The 20,038-nt window shown below is 42.8% G+C and carries 16 protein-coding genes; 5 read left to right on the forward strand and 11 right to left on the reverse strand.

Annotated features, from left to right (window positions below; translation table 11 throughout):
* Nucleotides 1–43: 43 nt before the first annotated feature.
* From PQ469_RS14550 to PQ469_RS14590, 9 genes are all read right to left on the reverse strand, one after another.
* Complete coding sequence (locus tag PQ469_RS14550; RefSeq protein WP_274213613.1) at nucleotides 44–1,768, reverse strand: M56 family metallopeptidase; 1,725 nt, start codon at nucleotides 1,766–1,768, stop codon at nucleotides 44–46.
* A 3-nt stretch (nucleotides 1,769–1,771) separates the two neighbouring features.
* The gene (locus tag PQ469_RS14555) at nucleotides 1,772–2,161 is read right to left on the reverse strand and encodes a BlaI/MecI/CopY family transcriptional regulator (RefSeq protein WP_147052007.1); all 390 of its coding nucleotides are present in this window, start codon (nucleotides 2,159–2,161) and stop codon (nucleotides 1,772–1,774) included.
* A gap of 402 nt (nucleotides 2,162–2,563) precedes the next feature.
* Entirely contained in the window at nucleotides 2,564–3,862 is a 1,299-nt protein-coding gene (locus PQ469_RS14560; RefSeq protein WP_274213614.1) for an IS110 family RNA-guided transposase, read from the reverse strand.
* A gap of 494 nt (nucleotides 3,863–4,356) precedes the next feature.
* On the reverse strand, nucleotides 4,357–6,330 hold the full coding sequence (locus PQ469_RS14565; RefSeq protein ID WP_274213615.1) for a sialate O-acetylesterase: 1,974 nt from the start codon (nucleotides 6,328–6,330) through the stop codon (nucleotides 4,357–4,359).
* Between the two features lie 111 nt (nucleotides 6,331–6,441).
* Entirely contained in the window at nucleotides 6,442–8,067 is a 1,626-nt protein-coding gene (locus tag PQ469_RS14570) for an alpha-L-fucosidase (RefSeq protein ID WP_274213616.1), read from the reverse strand.
* Between the two features lie 75 nt (nucleotides 8,068–8,142).
* Complete coding sequence (locus PQ469_RS14575) at nucleotides 8,143–9,672, reverse strand: SusD/RagB family nutrient-binding outer membrane lipoprotein (RefSeq protein WP_274213617.1); 1,530 nt, start codon at nucleotides 9,670–9,672, stop codon at nucleotides 8,143–8,145.
* Between the two features lie 18 nt (nucleotides 9,673–9,690).
* Nucleotides 9,691–13,140: a SusC/RagA family TonB-linked outer membrane protein gene (locus PQ469_RS14580; protein WP_274213618.1), complete on the reverse strand. Its 3,450-nt coding sequence runs from the start codon at nucleotides 13,138–13,140 to the stop codon at nucleotides 9,691–9,693.
* An 18-nt stretch (nucleotides 13,141–13,158) separates the two neighbouring features.
* Complete coding sequence (locus PQ469_RS14585; protein WP_274213619.1) at nucleotides 13,159–14,196, reverse strand: FecR family protein; 1,038 nt, start codon at nucleotides 14,194–14,196, stop codon at nucleotides 13,159–13,161.
* Nucleotides 14,197–14,269: 73 nt separating this feature from the next.
* A complete protein-coding gene (locus PQ469_RS14590; RefSeq protein ID WP_274213620.1) occupies nucleotides 14,270–14,896 on the reverse strand; it encodes an RNA polymerase sigma factor in 627 nt (208 codons plus the stop codon).
* A 169-nt stretch (nucleotides 14,897–15,065) separates the two neighbouring features.
* On the opposite strand from PQ469_RS14590, the gene PQ469_RS14595 reads away from it, so the two are divergent.
* The 3 genes from PQ469_RS14595 (at nucleotide 15,066) to PQ469_RS14605 (ending at nucleotide 17,669) form a co-directional block, all read left to right on the forward strand.
* Nucleotides 15,066–16,001, forward strand: coding sequence for a helix-turn-helix domain-containing protein (locus tag PQ469_RS14595; RefSeq protein WP_274213621.1), 936 nt, complete (start codon nucleotides 15,066–15,068; stop codon nucleotides 15,999–16,001).
* 108 nt (nucleotides 16,002–16,109) lie between these two features.
* A complete protein-coding gene (locus PQ469_RS14600) occupies nucleotides 16,110–16,850 on the forward strand; it encodes an SDR family oxidoreductase (protein ID WP_274213622.1) in 741 nt (246 codons plus the stop codon).
* Nucleotides 16,851–16,916: 66 nt separating this feature from the next.
* Nucleotides 16,917–17,669: a glucose 1-dehydrogenase gene (locus tag PQ469_RS14605; RefSeq protein ID WP_274213623.1), complete on the forward strand. Its 753-nt coding sequence runs from the start codon at nucleotides 16,917–16,919 to the stop codon at nucleotides 17,667–17,669.
* A gap of 264 nt (nucleotides 17,670–17,933) precedes the next feature.
* On the opposite strand, the gene PQ469_RS14610 is transcribed toward PQ469_RS14605, so the two are convergent.
* A complete protein-coding gene (locus PQ469_RS14610) occupies nucleotides 17,934–18,245 on the reverse strand; it encodes a hypothetical protein (protein ID WP_274213624.1) in 312 nt (103 codons plus the stop codon).
* A gap of 193 nt (nucleotides 18,246–18,438) precedes the next feature.
* Here PQ469_RS14610 and PQ469_RS14615 point away from each other — a divergent pair, with 193 nt between their 5' ends.
* Together PQ469_RS14615 and PQ469_RS14620 are read left to right on the forward strand one after the other, a co-directional pair.
* Nucleotides 18,439–19,152 carry an SGNH/GDSL hydrolase family protein gene (locus PQ469_RS14615; RefSeq protein WP_274213625.1) on the forward strand — a complete coding sequence of 238 codons (714 nt, stop codon included), beginning with the start codon at nucleotides 18,439–18,441 and terminating at the stop codon, nucleotides 19,150–19,152.
* Between the two features lie 113 nt (nucleotides 19,153–19,265).
* Nucleotides 19,266–19,784, forward strand: a complete 519-nt coding sequence (locus PQ469_RS14620) for a DUF2306 domain-containing protein (RefSeq protein WP_274213626.1) — start codon at nucleotides 19,266–19,268, stop codon at nucleotides 19,782–19,784.
* A 9-nt stretch (nucleotides 19,785–19,793) separates the two neighbouring features.
* Here PQ469_RS14620 and PQ469_RS14625 read toward each other — a convergent pair whose 3' ends face one another.
* Nucleotides 19,794–20,000: a helix-hairpin-helix domain-containing protein gene (locus tag PQ469_RS14625; protein WP_274213627.1), complete on the reverse strand. Its 207-nt coding sequence runs from the start codon at nucleotides 19,998–20,000 to the stop codon at nucleotides 19,794–19,796.
* Nucleotides 20,001–20,038: the final 38 nt, after the last annotated feature.

Genomic DNA, 20,038 nt, shown 5'->3' on the forward strand with positions numbered 1-20,038 from the left:
TCACCTGTTGAGGGCGGGTTAAAATTCATTCAGTCAGAATAATTTAGGGCTTATCGGTGGTGGTTGCTTTGGTATCGGTATCGTAATTATTATACAAGGTCCATTGGTTTTTGCCGGTAACGGGCACATACTTTTTCTTGTATTTCTGAAAAACATCATCTGGCTGTTTTACACCGTTGATGATCATTTCACTTTGGCTAAGTTTAAAGGAAACCTTAGGAGCATCAGCATCAATAAGCCCGTCCTTTTTCAATTCGGCAGTCACCACCTCGCCTATACTTGGTTCGGTTGGCGCATGGTAAGGTTTATAGTCGGCTTTGTACACTGACTTATAGTCTTGTTTATTATAGGGCTTGCTGCCATAACTATAAGCGTTTTGTGCAGGCGCGGTTGGTTTTGTATTTTGCGTTCTGCTTTGGTTAACGGAATCGGCTTTTGCCAATTCCTTTTGTTCATCAAGTTTGCTTAGCGTTCCAAGACCACCATGCAATCTGCCTAATTTACTTTTTAGGGTATCCAATGGTTTTGCTTTAGCAGGCGTATCTGCCGAAATCGGGGCAGTTGCCTTTAAAGATGCTGCATGAGTTATTTTTGCTTCTTTGTTTACGTCACCTGGTTTTAAATCAGCATGATGAGATGATGTATCATCAGCATGAAACAACTCTTTTTTAACAGAAACAACCGCATGCGATACTGTTTTACCTGTATTAAGCAGCATTTTATCAATCCTTTTGACATTGCTGAAAGCCATGGTGAGCAAACCGGCGCTTAATAATAACACGGCCAAAACAGAGCGTTCGCGAATATTAAGGCTGTGGTTATTACCCGACGCCATACGTTTAACCCGGTTAATCAACTGATCGCGCTTGCCGGAGAAAGCCATGGCGTAGGCCGGTGCCGACAGCTGGAACTCCTGGCAGCTTACCAGGGCCCTGATGTAGTTTACCTTGCTGCTTGTTTCCAGTACAGCTATGTCATCGCAGCAGTTTTCCCGCTCGGTACGGATCAGGGCCGACAGCCATAGCACGGCCGGGTTAAAAAAGAAAATGATCTCGATGAAGCTTTGTAACAGGTTTATCAAATAATCCCGCCGGCGGATATGGGCCAGCTCATGTACCAGGATAGCTTCTACTTCGGCAGGCGACAAGGCAGTTAACAAACCAACGGGAATGAGGATCAATGGTTTCAAGTGGCCTATCACCATAGGCACTTTAGCTATGCCGGATTCGGCAATACCTATCATCTGCTTTATCCCCAGTTTTTGCGACAACAAGGCAACGCATTGTTGCCAATATTCATCAACAGTAAAAACAGACCTACGCCGCAAGTGATGCAGGCTCTGTAGCCCTGCCAATAACTGAAGACCGCGCGCAAAAACCACCAAAAACCATATTAATGCTATCAGTTGGGCATGGGTATTCACATAGTTTATCCCTTTATCAATTGCTGAACCTGGCGTAAACCCGGCTACACCTAAAACAGCCGTCTGCGGCGTTTGATTATGCGAGATGTAGTTGGTGGCTGGTGATATTGTACCTGCCGTTGTTTGGTTAATTTCCCAAATGAATGTACCTATGGCCGTTAAAGCAAACAACACCAGCGCGCCTACCATTAACGTGTAGCGTTTTGCTGCTGTTTGCCCGCGGGTAAACACCAATATAAGGCTGGTGATTACAGCAAGTATAACGCCCTGCCACAACGAGTGCAGCAGTGTGTAGCTTAAAGCTGTGGTGAAGCCCTGGGGCAGTAATTCATTCAGGTAAGTCATGGTTTATTCCTCCAGTTTTCTTAAAATTTCTTTGATCTCCTGTAATTCCTGGTCGCTTGTTTTTTTGTTGCCCAGCAACTGCATCACCAGTTTACTTGCCGATCCTTTGTACATCGAATCAACAAACTTATCCAGCAAATGCGACTTGGTTTTTTGCTCCTCTTCGGCCACGCTGTAAATGTGCTTCATCTGGCTTTCGTCCCGGTTAAGGATACCTTTATCGGCCATAATCTGCATCAGCTTTAGCGTGGTTGTATAATTTACCTCTTTTTGCTTCAGCAACTCATCATTAACCGCACGAACTGTCGATGGGCCTTTTTCCCATAAAACCTGCAATATTTCCAGTTCAGATTTTGTAGGTTCCAGTTGCTTGTTTTGTTGTGTTTCACTCATAACAATTCAAAGGTAGGAACATTTTCGTACGAAACAAATTTTAGGTAATAATTTTTTCGTACCTTTTGAAAAAGATGTGTAAATATGAGGCCTTTGCCCGCTATCCTTTGACAGGCTCCCCGTGACCTATCCAATTTTCCTGTCATCCTGAATGATAAAATTTTGCAAAATTCTGAACGGGAAATAACACACAATAAGAGGATTGTCATCCCGTAGTGAAGGATCTATTCGCGAACTTGTCCGTCGGCGATGCATGTCGATTAACAGATTTTTCACTCCGTTACCCATGACAAGTTTCATTTTCTGTCATCCTGAGCGATAGCGAAGGATCTATTGTACGCCATGCATAACCGCCAATAAGTTTGCGAATAGATGCTTCGTGCCTACCCATGACATATCGAATTATATAGGTACTAAGTCCACATTAAATTCGATAGCGAGCTTTTGTAAATTCCTTTGCTTCTGCTCTTTAAGCATGTTATCATATGCCTCTATGCCTTTTTCTACAAAATCGCTCCCTTTAACCATTAAACGCCAATATTGAATAGCCAATTTTCTGGCAGTTGCTTTGATGGCTATCGCCGGACCTTTTCTTCCTCTTAACCGTCTGGCGAATGCTCCCCATCCAATGTATTTGCTGTTTAGCAAGCCGCACGCCATTTCCTTGAATATCTGGCCGGCGGTAGGTTTTCCTTTGCTTTTACTTTTGTTTTTCTTGCCCGAACGGTTCTGACCGGGAGATACCCCAAGCCAATTGGCAAACCGTTTTTCCGTCGACCACTGGCTTAAATCGGCTCCAATTTCTGTATATAACTGTAACCAGTTATAATCTGTAAAGCCGGGAAGCCTGGTGGCATCCCGGCCACCAAATATTTTCAGCAAATGCCCGCCAAGGTCTTTAACCTGGGGCTTATTGTGCCTGATCGGTTTTCTATTTCCGGTATTTGTACCGGGCGGTAGTTGTTTGTCTTTATTAATCTGTTGCAAGGTGCTATCTATTTTCCGGTCACACTCCAAGATCTGGCCTTGATAAAAAAGATATGCCTTATAAGCCTGCTCCAGGGCAAAAAGCCCATGTGGCGTGTAATGGCCCTCCAAAGCCTTTAATACTTCTTCGCTCTTTTTATCTTTGATTTTTTTGTGGCAGAGAGCAAGCAGCTTATAACGGTCTCTTTCACCGGAAAGGATTGCTGTTATAAGGGCTTTTCCACTGGCCCCATGTATCTGACTTAATACTTCCGGTAAACGGATATTCATTTCGATCAGGGCCTTTTGCATATGCTGAATATGCATCGAGGCACTCCGGAGGTGGTCTTCACGTAATCGCTGGTAACTACGTAGCTCCTTGAGCAGCCCCTCAGAAACGTAGCAACGGTTCAGTAAACCATAACTATGTAACTGCTGGATCCACTGGCAGTCTTTCACATCTGTCTTTCTTCCAGGCAACTGTTTGGTTTGGCGGCCGTCGACCAGCCACACATCTAACCCTGCATCTGACAGGATATCATGAAGTACATACCAGTAAACACCTGTAGCTTCCATCGCCACTGTAGTTACCCGGTTCTCCAGTAAATATTTACTAAGTGCTACCAGATCGCCGGTAAAGGTTTCAAAGCTACGGACAGGGCCGCTTTCCAGGCCAACGAAAACATGACGGGAGCCAATATCTATACCGGCTGCATGTGTACGCATTTTTTCCATATCAAGCTTGTTTTAAATAAGCTGTGCCCGAAGGAGTATAAGGAAAAACAGGCTACCCATCGGACAAATCACTGTAAACAGGATCGTACCATACCTTCAGACTCTATCTTCGGAACCATACTCAGACACAGGCACGAAGCACTATAACTCGACCGGCCACACTGCACAGCGTTAACAAAAGTATGTCATTTCACCTTCAGAATTTCGCGAAATTTTAACACTCAGAATGACAAAGGGGTTATTTATAACATGCCATGGGTAGGTACGAGGGATCTATTTACCAATCCCAGTTAAAAAATCCAGGTCATTTCCGAACTTGTTTTGGCTGGCAACAGGTACAAACATTTGGGTACGCTTAAGTTGTGTAAAACATCAGTTTAGTGTTAACCATGAAAAAAGTATAAGCTAATGACTGTCAAATGCTTATACTATAAAGTACTTAAAATGTGTTAAGTTATGTTAACCCACTTTATATGGGTAGCCCTGCTCCTAAACTACTTCTTATTTAAGGTAACACCCGGCCATTCATCCGTGCGGAACGGCGACGCAGGCAGACCTGCAGCGTTGTACAAATTACATACCGGGTTAATTCCCCAGGCATATCTAACGGCTACCGGGTTACTTACCTGTGTACTGCTCACTACAACTTTATCGCCAACAATTACAGCATCGGCCCAATAAAATTTTTGGTCAGCGCCGGCAATGGCAAACCCTTTTAGTGGTTGGCCGTCGGCTGTTTTAAGGCCATTGTTATATTTAAATGAAATGGTTATTTTATTATTGTCGACGGCATATTTCTGAAATATAGGACCCGAATAATCAATCTTTTCGCCATAATTTTTGCCAAGGGCATTTAAGGCCAGCCTGCGCCCAACTTCCTGTTTATTTTTGGGGTGGATATCATAACCGCCCAAATCAATGGCAACCGCCATGCCGGTGTTGGGCAGCGAGAGTGCTTTAAGTTGTGCTTCCCTTAATTCGGCCCAACCAGATGCTGAAGGCTGCGGATCGGTAATGTAGTAATTGGCCAGCTGCACAAAATAAAAAGGGAAATTACCCTCGCCCCACCTGGCACGCCAATCGTTGATCATGGTGGGAAATAACTGGCGGTATTGATATGCCCTGCCCGTATTTGCTTCTCCCTGATACCAGATAACCCCTTTAATAGCATATTGAATAAATGGGTTAATCATTGCGTTAAACAATACCGAAGGCCTGTTTGGCCTTTTAGGATCCATTGGAAAAGGCGGCATGGTCTTAAGGTTGAGCCCTATATGGTATTGCCATGCACTATTCAGGGGGATTTGCTGTCCGTTATCGTTGGCAAGGTAAAGTAATTTGGCATCACTGTAAAGGCCTCCATTGCCTGTAGCATCATACACCCTGATAGTTATAATATTTTCGCCGGCCTTAACCAGGTTACCGGGTATGGTATACATCCTTGGCGTATTATAAACGGCGGTTTCGCCTGCTTTTTCGCCATTGAACCAGGTAACATCGGCATCATCCACCGCACCTAAGCTTAATTTAACAGGCTTGCCGGCCCAATCATCAGGAATAATAATTTTTTTATGTAACCAGATAACGCCATCAAAATTGGGCAATGTTTTCTCCAGCGTAGCCGGTAAAACCATATCATGCCATTTTGAAACGTCCAGGTCAGGCGCAAGCCAAACCGGCTTGCCATCGCTGTATCCCGAATCTTTTTGGGCAATAAGGTTTTGCCATTGCTGCGTTTTATCCAGGTAGGTTTTTTGGGCTTCTTCTTTATTTTCTGTTTCAACCGTAGTTACCGGCTCAACAAACTCAGGCATTGCTCTTAATGCTGTTCCACTTGTCCAGGCCTCGGCAATGGTACCGCCCCAGGAGGTATGAATGAGGCCGATGGGCATACCGGTTTTTTGATAAATCTCCCTTGCAAAAAAATAGGCTGCCGACGAGAATTCGGCTACGTTTTCGGGTGTGCAGGGTACCCAGCCGCCTTTGGTTACCTTAGCATCGGCCAGCGGGATGTTGCTGGTTACACGCTCAACCTGTAACAGGCGGATATTGGGATAGCTGGCTGCCGCCATTTCCTTTTCATAATCGTTTATCTTTCCCCAGCCCGCTACCGGCATCTCCATGTTCGACTGGCCCGAACATAGCCAAACTTCGCCTATCATTACGTTCTTCAGTTCCAGCACCTCCCCATCTGATATAGAAATGGTAAATGGCCCGCCATAGGATGGGGTTGCAACCTTTATTTTCCAGTTGCCATCGGCATCCGCGCCGGTGGCATATTTTTTACCGGACCATGATGTTGAAATAACGACTTTTTTTCCCGGTTCAGTCTTTCCCCATATAGCAGCTTTGGTTTTTTGCTGCAAAACCATATTGTCGCTAAAAACAGATGGTAATGTTATCTTGGCGTGGCTTAGCTGCACAGCCAACACGAATGAAATGGCGGTTAATAATAACGATTTAAACATAACTTGCTTTTGCAGGACGATTAATTTTCCCTGCCGATAAAAGTAGCACCTTAATTCAAATTATTTACAAATCGTTAGCGTTTATTTGTAAAACATCAAACCGGGTGCTTTTTATCTCAGTAGCTTGTTCTCGCCTTCCACTTCTACATTTTCCTGTTGTGCTACGGCCTTATATTCATAACTGCCTTTTAAAGGCAAGGTAAGTTCAAAGCTACCATCGGGTTTAACAGGTACCCAGACGCTGGCTGTCCATTTGCCGGCGTAAAGTGTTTCTACCTGGCCACTATAAGGCCTGTAATCAAAACGGGCCAGTTTTACTGTTGTAGTTTTGTAGTTTGTTATTCGTCCTTTTAATATCACTCCTCCCTTTGATAAAGCTGAAGCACCGGTTTCAACAATAACGGCTTCTTTAAACGCGGGGTTTACATTATCTAACTTAATAACAACGGGGTTTGGCCAGCGATGATCGTCATAAATACGCTGCGCTTTCACTACAGAGACTTCTAAGCCTTTGGTAGTTTGGGTATATTTGCAGCTTACGTCATCTTTTTTATATTCAATTACCTGGCTATTTTGCCCCAAAACGCTTATTTTGGTGTCGGGCATACTAATTGCCGAACGGATCAGGAACGTTTTACGCGCACCTTCCTTCCAGTCGGCGGCATCGGTTACTATGGCATAAAGTGTATGCCCGCCTTTTTGGGTAAACCAAATATTTCTCTCTTTGCTTACAACCCAACTCCGTACATCGTCAATACATTCGCGGTTGATAAAATACCATGCCGACATTTCGCGCAACCGTTCTTCCTGTTCTATAGGTAGTTCGCCGTTAGGTTTAGGGCCAACGTTCAGTAACAGCGAACCGCCTTTCGCTCTGGCTTCTATCAATAAACCAATCAGCTGGCTGCCCGATTTATAACGCTCATTGGTTGGCTGATAGCCCCACGCGGTACCCATGGTAATGCATGATAACCATGGTTCGTTGATCATTGCCCCCGGCATAATCTGCTCGGGTGTTTTAATAGCCCCGCGGGTGATCAGCAAATCGGGTTGTAATTTCCAGCAGGTCTGCTTTACAATTTCTTTGGGGTCGCCATCAATAAAAAGCACATCTATTTTGCCGTATTTGGTCATTAGCTCCTCGCACTGTTGCCGTGTATAATCGTCGTAGGCTTTGCGGGTAGCAACATCCATTTTAACATCCGTACGGCTTATCGCGATATGGTGATCACGCAAAAAATTAAAATCCTCAGGCGAAAAATAAAAACCCACCTGCAGGCCTACTTCACGTGTGGCATCAACAAATTCTTTTAACAGGTCTTTTTTATAGGGTGTGTTGGTAATATTAAAACCGGTAGTTTTAGTATCCCACATACAAAAGCCAGAGTGGTGCTTGGTGGTAATAACAATATACTTCATGCCGGCAAGTTTGGCCAAAACAGCTATTTGGTGCGGGTCGAATTTTGATGGATCAAAAGTTTTCGGCAATTCGGTAAAATAGCGGTTCACGTAATCATCGCTTGCGCCTACCAGTGAGTGGCTGATAACTACACCCAACTGCCCATCCATACTAAAATGGATAAACAGGCCCAAACCCGTATTTTTTAGCCAAAGTTCCCGTTCGGGCTTGTTCAGGTTATAGTTACTCGCGTTGTCATCTTTCACCAGGTCGTTTTGTGCAATGGCTCCATTGCAACATATCACCAGCACTAACAAACAAAAATATCTTCTCATCATTATTAAAAATAAAAAAAGGAAGGGCAGCCAAACCCTTCCTTAAACCAAATCTATCAATTTATTAACACGAATGCATTATTTATCCCACCACATCCTTGTCAGAAACTCATCGGCACCCTGCCGCGCTATTGCAGCAGCATAGGATGCGGCATTAAGATTTTGCTCGGATATAGGGTACAACATCCTCCGGAATATTTTGCCGCCTGTGGCATTACCTACATAATTATTAGGCACCAAAGCCGGATATCCCGTACGCCTGTAGGTAGCAAATACCTCCTGCGCATCCGGGAAAATACCGATCCAAAACTGGGTATAAATCTGCGCCATTTTTTGGTCAAGCGTACCTGCCGAATTAAACTTATGGTAATTGATATAGGTATTAATCTGGGCATCGCTTATTGCGCCCGCACTGCCGCCAATAATAGCCCACTGGCGCATAGATGCCGCGATGCCGCTCTCGTACAATGACGATGCAGTAGTCGCGCTATACCATCCTCTTGAGGCAGCCTCTGCAAGCAGAAAATAGCTTTCGGCAGCAGTAAATACCAAACGGGGAGAGTTTAAAAGCAGGATAGTTTTAGGGTTAGGTTCAGAGTAAGTTACAAAATCGGCCGGCTTGGCATTTAATGAAGCCGACATGCCTTTTTGTATTGATGAAGTTGTATCGGCAACGCCTGCGTTATAAACTATAGACACAACACCTAAACGCGGGTCTTTATTGGCTTTCAGGTAAGTGATAAATGGTTCCTGATATTTGCCGCCTTCGGTATTGGTTGTTCCGTTTTGAGCAATGTAATCATTGTTCCAAAGATCATTTGCCAACGGATTTTTATTGATATCCTGGCCCGACCCAACATACGACACTTTGGCAATGTCGGCATCGTTTAATATCACACCGCCGGCTATAGCTTTTGTTGCCCATGACTGCGCCGAAGTTAAATCAACCTTGGTCATGCGCATAGCGCATCTTAACATTAATGAGTAGGCGAATTTTTTCCATTTATCAGTGCTTCCCCCGTAAATCAGATCGGCAGCGCCAAAAGTTGCTTTACTGGCGTCAAGCGATGTAGCAGCCTGGTCAAGTTCTTTCAGCATATCTGCATATATATCTTTCTGCGCATCATATGCGGGTTTATAAATAGAGCTGTTATAACCCTGGCCGGCCTGTGAGTATGGAATATCTCCATACAAATCGGTAAGCCTGCTAAAACAATATACCCGCCAGATGCGTGCCTCGGCAACCAGGTTAACCTGCGATGCATCGGTGCCTGCTGCCTTTATAACCTCCACCAATTCGTTGATCTCGTTAGGATAAGCATTGGCGAACGCCGCAAACGACTGCTGGCTTTGAGCTAAAACGTATTTACTGCCAAAACCTGCAACATCATTAAAGCTGGTAGTATATTGCATGGTTCCCAGTAATAAATCAAGCATGCGGGCCGTACCATCATACTCAGCTTTGGTAAATATATATTGAGGAACAGCTTTTGAAGACGCGTTGGGGTTTACGTTTAGCGTATCGAAGTTTTTAGTACATGATTGTGTTGCCATAATGCCAAGCATTAACAGCAAACACGAAGTATATTTTGATATGTGTCTTTTCATCTTAATCAACTTTAGATATTAGAATTTAATGGCCAGGTTTACACCAAGTGAGCGGGTACGCGGCAAACCAATGGATTCAAAACCCTGCGTGTTACTGTTGGTGAAGCTCTCTTCGGGATCAAAATTCTTTGTCTTTTTGTAAAGCGTCCACAGGTTACGCGACACCAATGAAATACTTGCCGACTGAATATGAATCTTTTTAAGATCGAGACCGGGTAAATTATATGACAAAATAACCTGGCGAAGTTTTACAAAGCTTCCGTCATGGGTAAACAGGTCTGAATAAATTTTATAGTTGTCATAATATGTACGTAAGCCACTTACCGGTACGGTGCGCGTATAAGCAGCCCCGGTTTGATCTACACCATTTAGCACTAAACCATTTTCACGGCCAGGCAGCGTTGATTTCATTAAACCTAAACGGGTAGCGTACACCTCCATTAATGAGAACACCTTATTACCAAACTTACCATCAAGCAGGAAGTTTAATGAAAAACGTTTGTACCTGAATTCGTTAGTTAAACCCATGGTAAGCGGAGCAACGCTTTTGCCGAGTGGTTCATATGCTGATTGAACAGGCAAACCTGTAGTTGCATTGAATACCACTTGTCCGCTGCTGTTTTTAACCATATGTGTTCCATATAAAGTACCAAATGACATTCCCTCTGTATTATTTAACAACGCATAACCATTTACAGATGTCGCCATTTGAATTGTCGACAGGCCAGGGGCAAGTTTTACTACGTTATTGTCGTTATATGCAACATTATAGTTAACGTTCCAGCTAAATTCTTTTGATTTTACAGGCGAACCGTTTAAAGCAACCTCGATACCCTTGTTACGCACTTCGCCAACATTCAGGATTACATTATTATAACCCGAAGTTGATGAGATAGCCGTATTTACAATATCATTTGTGGTTTTACGATCATATAAGGTAACATCAATGCCTAAGCGATTCTGCAGCATCTGCAATTCAAGACCCGCTTCGGTAGTCGTAGAGGTGTAAGGTTTAAGCGCACTATTGGTAATGTTATTACTGGTAACATTTTGTAATGGCTGCCCGGCACTTGGAACATTGCTATAAGTAAGATTAATTACATAAGGATCAGGAGCACCACCGCCTACCTGCGCCCATGAGGCCCTCAGCTTGGCCAGGGTAAAAAACTGAGGTAGTTTAACAGCATCTGACAATATAAAGCTACCACCCACACTTGGATAAAAAATGCTGTTATTTTTAGAGCTTAATGTAGAAAACCAATCCTTTCGGCCGGTGAATGATAAGAATACAAGGCTTTTGTAATCAAAATCGGCCGAACCAAACACCGAGTTAGTAACTATTTTGGCATTATAAGGAGTAGTTGACGTTGTGGCAAGGTTGGTTGAGCTGTAAAAATAAGGAATAACAAACTGCGAACCATTTACGGTTTGTTGATTTGTTATGTTTTTACGACTGTTTACACCGCCTAATACCGAGCCATTAAAATCGCTTACAATTTTTGTTTTGTATGATACGGTCACCAGTTCGTTGGTTTCAGACACATCTGACTTTATCGACTGATATTGCCCATTGGGAACGTACAATGTACCTGTTGGTAGTATGTTTGAATAATTGTAATTAAAAAAGTCGCGACTTAAGGTGGCTTTGAAAATCAGGTTCGTTATCGGTGTGTACGATACTGACCCCTGACCTATAAAACGATCTTTAACGTCATCTTCTTTAAATTTATTAATCACGAAGTAACCATTTGAAGCGATGGCGGCATCATTCCACACCTGCTCATTACCGTTGGCATCGTAGCCTGGTTTAAGCCAGCGTATATCAACGGTATTTGCAACCTCAAGCGGAGTCCAGTTAGGGTTTCCCAATGCATCACCGGCCCCGGTGCGATTATGACCAGTTTCGATATTATACTGCGCCAATGCTTCTATGGATATTTTATTGGTTAACTTACTGGTTAAAGCCAGGTTAAAGGTTTTACGATCATAAGTTGTACCCGGCAAAATACCTTTGCTATTCAGGTCGGCAGCCGAGAAACGATATGTGATGGCCTCATTGCCGCCCAGGAATGCAAGGCTATTGGTGTAAGTACTCCCGGTTTGATAATAATTTTTAAGGTTATCTTTTTGAGCAGTATAAGGATGTGTTTTACCATCAACAGCAACATAATCTGTCGAACCGTCAATTTTTGCACCCCACGAACGCCTGCCGGTGCCCTGGGCAGTGGCCAACGTTGTTGGTTTTACGCCGCCATCACCCTGGCCATATTCATATTGATAATCTGGAAAAACTGCAACGTTATCATAAGTGGCCGTTGAATTATATTCAACTCCTACTCCTTTTTGAACCCTTCCTTTTTTGGTGGTAATTAATATAACACCGTTTGCTGCCCGTGAACCATACAAAGCCGCCGCAGTACCTCCCTTTAATACGCTGATGGACTCGATGTCGTCAGGGTTTAAAGCGGCTATACCATCGCCGCGGTCAACGTTATTGGTAATACCGTTTACGGTTGGTGCACCGCCGGGTACGCTATTATCAATAGGCATACCGTTTACTACGTAAAGGGGTTGGTTATCGCCGGCAAGGCCACCATTACCACGTATAACTATACGGCTTGAACCGCCCGGTCCTGTTGATAAACCTGCAGCATTTACACCCGCTACTTTACCAGTAAGCGCATTGGCAACGTTATTTTCGCGGGCCTGGGTAAACTCGGCTCCTTTAACTTCGGTAACAGAGTAACCCAATGATTTTCTTTGCTTACTGATACCAAGTGCGGTTACCACAACCTCGTTAAGCGTGCTGTTATTCTGTTTCAATTTTATTTGAACAGGCGATGTTAAATCCGTTACGGTAACTTCCTCTTTATTATAACCAATATAAGCAATCAATAAGGTTAATGGTTTCCCGGTGAATTTATCGGGAACCACCAGTTTAAAATTACCCATTACATCAGTTGAAGTCCCGATTTTAGGATCGGCCTTTAAATATACCGATGCACCAATAACAGGCAGGCCGTCTTTTTCGTCAACCACTTTACCTATTAACACAGCGGCAACTACCGGCGCGGTATTAACGGTAGTTTCTCTTATCGAGTAGATAGAGATCTGGCTATCATTGATTTTTCGGTATTCCAGCTGAAAAGCTGCCAGTAACTGTTTCAGGTTTTCATCAAGGTTAAACTGCTTGGCGTTGTTAAATAAGCTTACCGGTATAAATTTATTATCCAGCAACCCTTCCTGGTAAGCAATTTGTACATTGAATTGCTTTTTGATATTTTCAAGCGCGTCCTTTAACAGCACTTTGTTTTCGGCAACCTGCTGCATGGCATAGCCAGGGGCTTTTGTATGAAACCTGTTATTGCTGGTAAGCGCCAGCTGAGCGTAGCCGTAAACCGACTGGCCGAGCAACACCAACAAGAAACAGCAACATTTTAAAAAAGTTGAAAAGTCAAATTTTCGCATAAATGAGTTGTTTAGGGGTTAATTTTTTGTGATTGTGATGTTTTTGTCTGTTTGGGTGACCTTTACCGATAATGTAGTGGAGATAGTTTCCAAAAGTTCGTCAACGTTTGATACACTTATCTCTCCTTCAATTTTCAGATTGGCAATAGCCGGGTCGGTATAATCAATGTGATATCCATAATCGTCGGTCATGACCTCGCCGATTTGTGATAACGTAGCATTGTTAAAAAGTAATTGGTGGTTTGTCCACTGTGTTAATTTCTCGGGCACAGCAAGCTTCTTTTGGGTTACCACCTTCCGGTGTGCGTATTCCACATAATCGCCCGGTTTCATCACCAGCAACCGGTTGTTATGCGATGCCTGGTCGAGATATTCGAGCATAATTTTACCACTTACCAGGCCTACATTGGTTTTATTATGTCTGTTACGTACGTTAAAGGAGGTGCCTAACACTTCGATATTAACATCGTTGCAATGCACAATAAATCTTTCGGTAGCTTTTATATGGCGGGGATCTTTATTAATATGTTTTACACTGAAAAAACCTTCACCGCTGATCCAAACTTCCCTCGCCTTTTTGTCCCAGTTATTGGCATATGATAATTTGGAGTTACCGTTAAGTATCACTATCGAATTATCGGGCAGGGTAACGGTACGCAATTCGCCAAAAGCGGTAACTACTTCATTCTTTGAATTGTATTTCAGCATCCAGAACGCTATTCCAACTGATGATACCAATAAGATCATCGCGGCTACACGCAAGAAGGTGTTTAAGCGGAATACTTTTTGTTTTACTGTCCTTTTACCGTGTAATGTACCTTCAATACGGTTCCAAACTTTTTGTTGGTTTGCTTCGTTTGTGAAAACATCCTGCTTACGGTAAGCCAATATAATTTGGGTAGCTTCGTCAATAATTTCTTTTTGAGCAGGGTACATAGCTGTAACCGATTGCCAAAAGTTGATATCATTTTTAGTGGGGTTGATAACGAACTGAAGAAAAGCGTCATCATCTAAAAAATCCTGTAGGGTATAAGTGCCGTATTTTGCAATCTCCATGCTATATAAGTTTCTGATTTTAACCTTATATACATGAGCATATGGGAATTATCCCTCCTAAATAAAAATAAATTTAATTTGAGTGAATATGGGTACCTAAACAGCCATAAAGGCCAATTACAATGACCAGTTTTGAAGTTTTTAGCGCGCCCTGCAAGTTGTTGAACGCTTTGTAAAGCAGCTTATAAGTAGAGTTGATGTTGATTTCCATAATATCGGATATCTCCTCATAGCCCAGGCCTTCGTAAAAACGCAGGTAGATGATTTCCTGCTGCCTGGCCGGCAAAGTTTTTACTACCGTTTTTATTTTATGCTGAAGCTCGCGTTCCTCTTCATTGGCAATAATCTGGTGATCAAATGAGATCTCGAAAGAAAAATTGTAATCGGTTTCTGATTCCAAATCCACAAAACGCGATTGCCCCTGCATTTTGCGAAAAATAATACCGCGAAGCGATTTATATAAATAGTTTTTTACCGACACCGGATTGCCGAGGCCTGCCCGGTTTGTCCAAAGTTTAATAAACAAGTCATGAATAGCATCCTCAATAATGTTTACATCGCGGGTAAATTTGTACCCATAATTATTGAGTACTTTAAAATAATCATTGTAAAGCTGGGTATAGGCGTCCCAACTGCCCTCTTTAAAGGCAAGCCACGTTGCAACATTGTCGCCATAAACACCTACAATACTTTCAGACATAATAAAGTTAAAACCGCCTACTTTTTAAAAAATGAATTTAAGTACAATGTAATAAATTATAACAATCATTTTACATAAACTTTAAATTATGTTTAGCAAAAAATTTAGCTGCAAAAACACAGACTGTTAGATAAATCGATTACATTAACTTAGATGCAGGTAGCTGACTATGAAAGACGAGGAAAAACTAATTTTTAACAATCTTAAAGAGCAATACATCCATTTTGGATTGCCTGCGGATGGTATTGATGAAAAAACCGATTTTGCTATTCATAACCTGAAGGATGTGCATACTATCCTCCCCTATCAATCGCTCATTTTCAGGCCTAACTTTTTCTCGTTTGTATTTGTAAAAAACGGATATGGCAGGTATACAACCGATGAACTGGTGTTTGATACTGTACCCGGAACTATATATTTTACAAATCCGGGGCATTATAAATCATATAACTGGCATAAGATAGAAGAAATATACCTGATTACGCTTAGCGAATCATTCCTGAAAGAGAATGTTCACAAGGATATTTTTGAAGAGTTTCCGTTCCTGCTTGCCGAAACGGTTCAGCCCCGCGTTCTGTCATCAGATGCATTTTCGGAGTTTGAGCAGCTGTACCTGCTGATAAATAAGGAATATCAAAATCACAGTGCTTATCGTAACCGTATCATCGGGAACCTGTTTGTGGTATTGTTGTTAAAGATAAAGGAATACTTTTGGAAGGACTATAACCCCATTTATGAAGGCAACCGCAGTTCGCAAATTGTAAAAGAGTTTAAACGAATGCTGGAAAAACATTACCGCGACCTGGGTAATGGCTTAATTGAAAAAGCATACCGGGTACAGGATTATGCCGATGCCCAAAGCCTGCACCCTAATTACCTGAGCAACGTTATCAAAATAAAAACCGGTAAGCCCATTGGCACCTGGATAACGGAAAAAACCATATCGGAAGCCAGGGCATTGCTGCAAAACTCAACTATAGCTATTAAGGAGATTGCCTACAGGTTGGGCTTTTCCGAGTCGACCCATTTTAGCAATTACTTTAAAAAACATACGGGTCTGTCGCCAGTCTTATTCAGGAAACAGCACATAGCCGCTACATCTTAGATATTTATATGTAATGCTTTAATATGTGTATCATTTGAGGTACCCTCAAACCTCACCTTTGTTATGTCGAAACAAACAAGACATCAACATAAAACAACAAAGGAAACCATGAACACATTAGCAGGAAAAGTAATTTTAGTAACCGGGGCCTCAAGAGGCATTGGTGCAGCAGTAGCCCACAAACTGGCACAAGCCGGTGCAAAAGTAATTATTAATTACGCCGGCGGATTTGAAGCAGCCGCACAAACCGTAAACTCCATTAAAGCAGCCGGTGGCGATGCTATAGCCCTGCAAGCCGATGTAAGCAAAGCCGATGAAGTAGCCGCCATGTTTGATGCCGCCATTGCACACTATGGCAAAATTGACGTATTGGTAAACAACGCCGGCATCATGATAACCAAACTCCTGAAAGATACTACCGACGAGGATTTTACCCGCCAGTTTGACATCAATGTACGCGGCACGTTTAATACTATGCGCCAGGCAGCAACCAAGCTGGCCGATAACGGCAGCATTATAAATTTCTCGTCAACTACTACCCGGGTAATGATGCCAACTTATGGTACTTATGTTGCCACCAAAGCAGCAGTTGAGCAACTAACCCGTGTATTTAGCAAAGAGGTTGGCGCAAGGGGCATCAATGTAAACTCCGTATCTCCGGGCCCTACCAATACCGAATTGTTTACCAAGGGCAAACCACAGGAAGTAATTGACCGGCTGGCATCACTCTCGGCCTTTAACCGTATCGGCGAGCCTGAAGATATTGCCAAAATAGTAGTATTCCTGGCCAGCGACGACGCCAAATGGATAAGTGCGCAAAACATTGGCGCAAATGGCGCGATGGCTTAAAGCAGAGTTAAGAGGTTAGAATCGAGAATTAAAGACAAAAATATCAAATAGCAAAACATAGAAATCATGAACTCATTAAATAATAAGGTAGCATTAATAACAGGATCGGCACGTGGATTAGGTAAGGCGATAGCTGAGCGCTACGCGGCGTTAGGGGCCGATATTGTAATCAATTATTCGCGGGATAAGGCATCGGCAGAAGAAGTGGTTAGTAATATAGCCGCCATGGGCGCAAAGGTTATAGCTGTACAAGCCGATGTAAGCAAAGTGGCTGATATTGAAAGATTGTTTGCCGAAGCTAAAAAGGCATTCGGTAAAATAGATATTGTAGTGGCCAACGCAGGTATCGAGCTTGTAGAAACTCCGGTAGTTGATTTTACCGAAGAACAGTTTGACAGGGTATTTTCCATTAACACTAAAGGAACTTACTTTACAATGCAACAGGCAGCCAAAAATGTAGAGGATAACGGCCGTATCATTTACATAGCATCCAGCACAACATCATTTCCGGTGCCAGGGATGGCTGTTTATGGCGGCAGCAAAACAACGCCACGTTACCTGGTTGATATATTATCAAAAGAGATAGGTCATAAAGGAATTACTGTAAACTCTATTATCCCTTTTGCGGTTGATCATTCAGGGATATTTGCCGAAGCCGGTAGTTATCCTGAATTAAGGAAACAATTGCTTGATAGCTGCCCGATGGGCCGCCTGGCCGAAGTTGAAGATGTGGCCAACGCTGCCGAATTTTTTGCAAGCGATCTGTCGTCATTTGTTAATGGACAGCACCTGCTGGTAAATGGCGGCGCAACAAATTAATAAAGCCGCCGCCCATATCGTAAAAAAACTCCGCCTGGTAATCAGGAGGGCACTGAAAAAGGTCTTAAGACTTAAAAGAGGATTTAGATAAGTAAAATGGACGCCTTGAGAATCGTCCATACGAAAACACCCTCCACCACCGCCAAAGAAAAAGGGGCTGTTTTCAATATCGAAAACAGCCCCTTTTAATAAATAGCCACTTTTTCAGTGCCCTCGTAATCAGAGGGCGGAGTTTTTTATTGAATGATATTTTGTTTTAATTATTTAAGAAGCGTTCGCCAGCTTATAGCCAGGCTCGGCAGTTAATGTACGCTTTACAATTGGAATAGCAGGTTCCTGGTATTTACCCTTAAGTTTTTTAAATATCTGGAAGCTGAAAGCATCCTGCATTGGTAAATTCCATTTGGCAATGGACGCAGGGCGTAGTTGCAAACTATCAGTTGGCACCCTCAAGTTCATATGATTGATGTGTGTAAGACCGGTAGTTTTGTCGGTATCATATATCACAAATGTATCAATCTTATTGCCGTCAGGATCGGTATAGATCACAGATTCATGTTCGTTAAAAGTTTTCATATAGTTAATAGATATAAAATGATAACAAGAAAAAAACATAAAGGTTTCATAACTATAAATTAATCTAAATAAATTAATAAGAAAAATAACTGGGAAGAATTTGACGATATTTAACTAATCCGCCCTAAATACCGCCTGCAAAATTGTAGGGCGGAGAATTCTGCTATTTTTGTTTGAACCAAAAAAACCAATTATGAAACGCACTTTTTTCCTGGCTTTATCCTTGTGTTTTGCTGTAAATCTGTATGGCCAGCAAAGCATACCCGATACGGCAAAAGAAGATTTTAAAGATGATTGGGCTGCCCTATCGCACTATAAAAAAGAAAACCAGCAGATAGGCGAACCTAAGCCCGGCGAAAAGCGCGTGGTGTTTTTAGGCAGTTCGATATTTGAGTTCTGGAAAGCCAGGGTACCCGAATTCTTTGCCGGCCGTCCATATCTCGACCGCGGTATTTCCGGACAGATTTCGCCGCAGTTGTTAATCCGTTTCAGGCAGGATGTAATTGATTTGAAAGCCAAAGCGGTTATTATACTGGCCGGCAGCAACGATATTGCCGCCAATACCGGGCATGTGAGTAACCAAACTATCATGGATAATGTACGTTCGATGGCCGAATTAGCTAAGCTGCATGGTATCAAAGTAATCCTTTGTCAATACCTCCCGGTATTTGATTATCCATGGCGTAAAGGCCTTAAGCCGGCCGATAAGATCATCAGCTTAAATAACGAAATTAAGGCGTATGCCGAAGCTAATAACTTTACCTTGCTCGACTACTTTTCGCCACTGGCTGATGAGCGCAATGGGCAAAAAGCCGAATTAACAACCGATGGTGTACATCCCAATGCAGCAGGTTATAAAATTATGGCAAAGGTTACCGAAGAAGCTATAGCCAAAGCATTAAAATAAACACTTGTTTTATAGCGGCTTGCAAATATAAACGGTTTTATGTAGCTTAGAACAACCGGTAGTACAACCGGTTGTTTTAAATACATTGCAGCTTACCCTTAAAACATCACATCATGCCTAATCACCTATCTCCACTCGGAATTTTCCACACTGCTATCAGTATTCTCGCCGTACTTGTTGCCCTTTATGCCTTGTTTCGCCAGGGAAAAATCGATCCTAAAAGCGGTCCGGGTAAATTGTATATCATTTTCACAATCATCGGTTGCCTTACAGCTTTGCCCATCATGAAAACCGGGCACTTTACTGCGGGCCATGCCCTGGCTGTTATCGTTTTAGCAGTTTTACCTTTAGGCATTTACGCCAAATCAATTAGCTTTTTGGGGAAATCGGCCGAATACGTACAGGTTTTCATCATGTCGCTCACCCTATTTTTTTCCATGATACCGGCAACTATCGAAACCTTAACCAGGTTACCCATCAGTCATCCGCTGGCCGCAGATCCTAATGATCCTGTAGCTAAAATGGGCTTGATGGCGCTTGTTGCCGCATTTGTAATCGGCGTTTTGTATCAGCTATTGAAGATCCGATCGAAACGAAAAGCAGCCGGAACGCCCGATGTTAACTTAAGCTGATAGCGCAATTTACGCTTGCCTAAACGCAATATTCCTTTCGGCCATTAATGCTTTAAGTATTTGAAGGCCTTTTTTGCCTGTACCATGTAGTTTCATAAAATCAGCTTCGTGCCACGCAGATAACTGGTTTATATCCGTTATTCCGGCGTTGGCTAAGGCGCGCCGTGCCGGGTTCGAAAGTTTATGCAATGGATTGTCGTTGTTATTGTCTTTCATCTTCACCAGGTTTATGATTCAAATTTAACACCTATATC

The sequence above is a fragment of the Mucilaginibacter sp. KACC 22773 genome, from assembly GCF_028736215.1.
In the GTDB taxonomy this organism is placed as follows: Bacteria; Bacteroidota; Bacteroidia; order Sphingobacteriales; family Sphingobacteriaceae; genus Mucilaginibacter.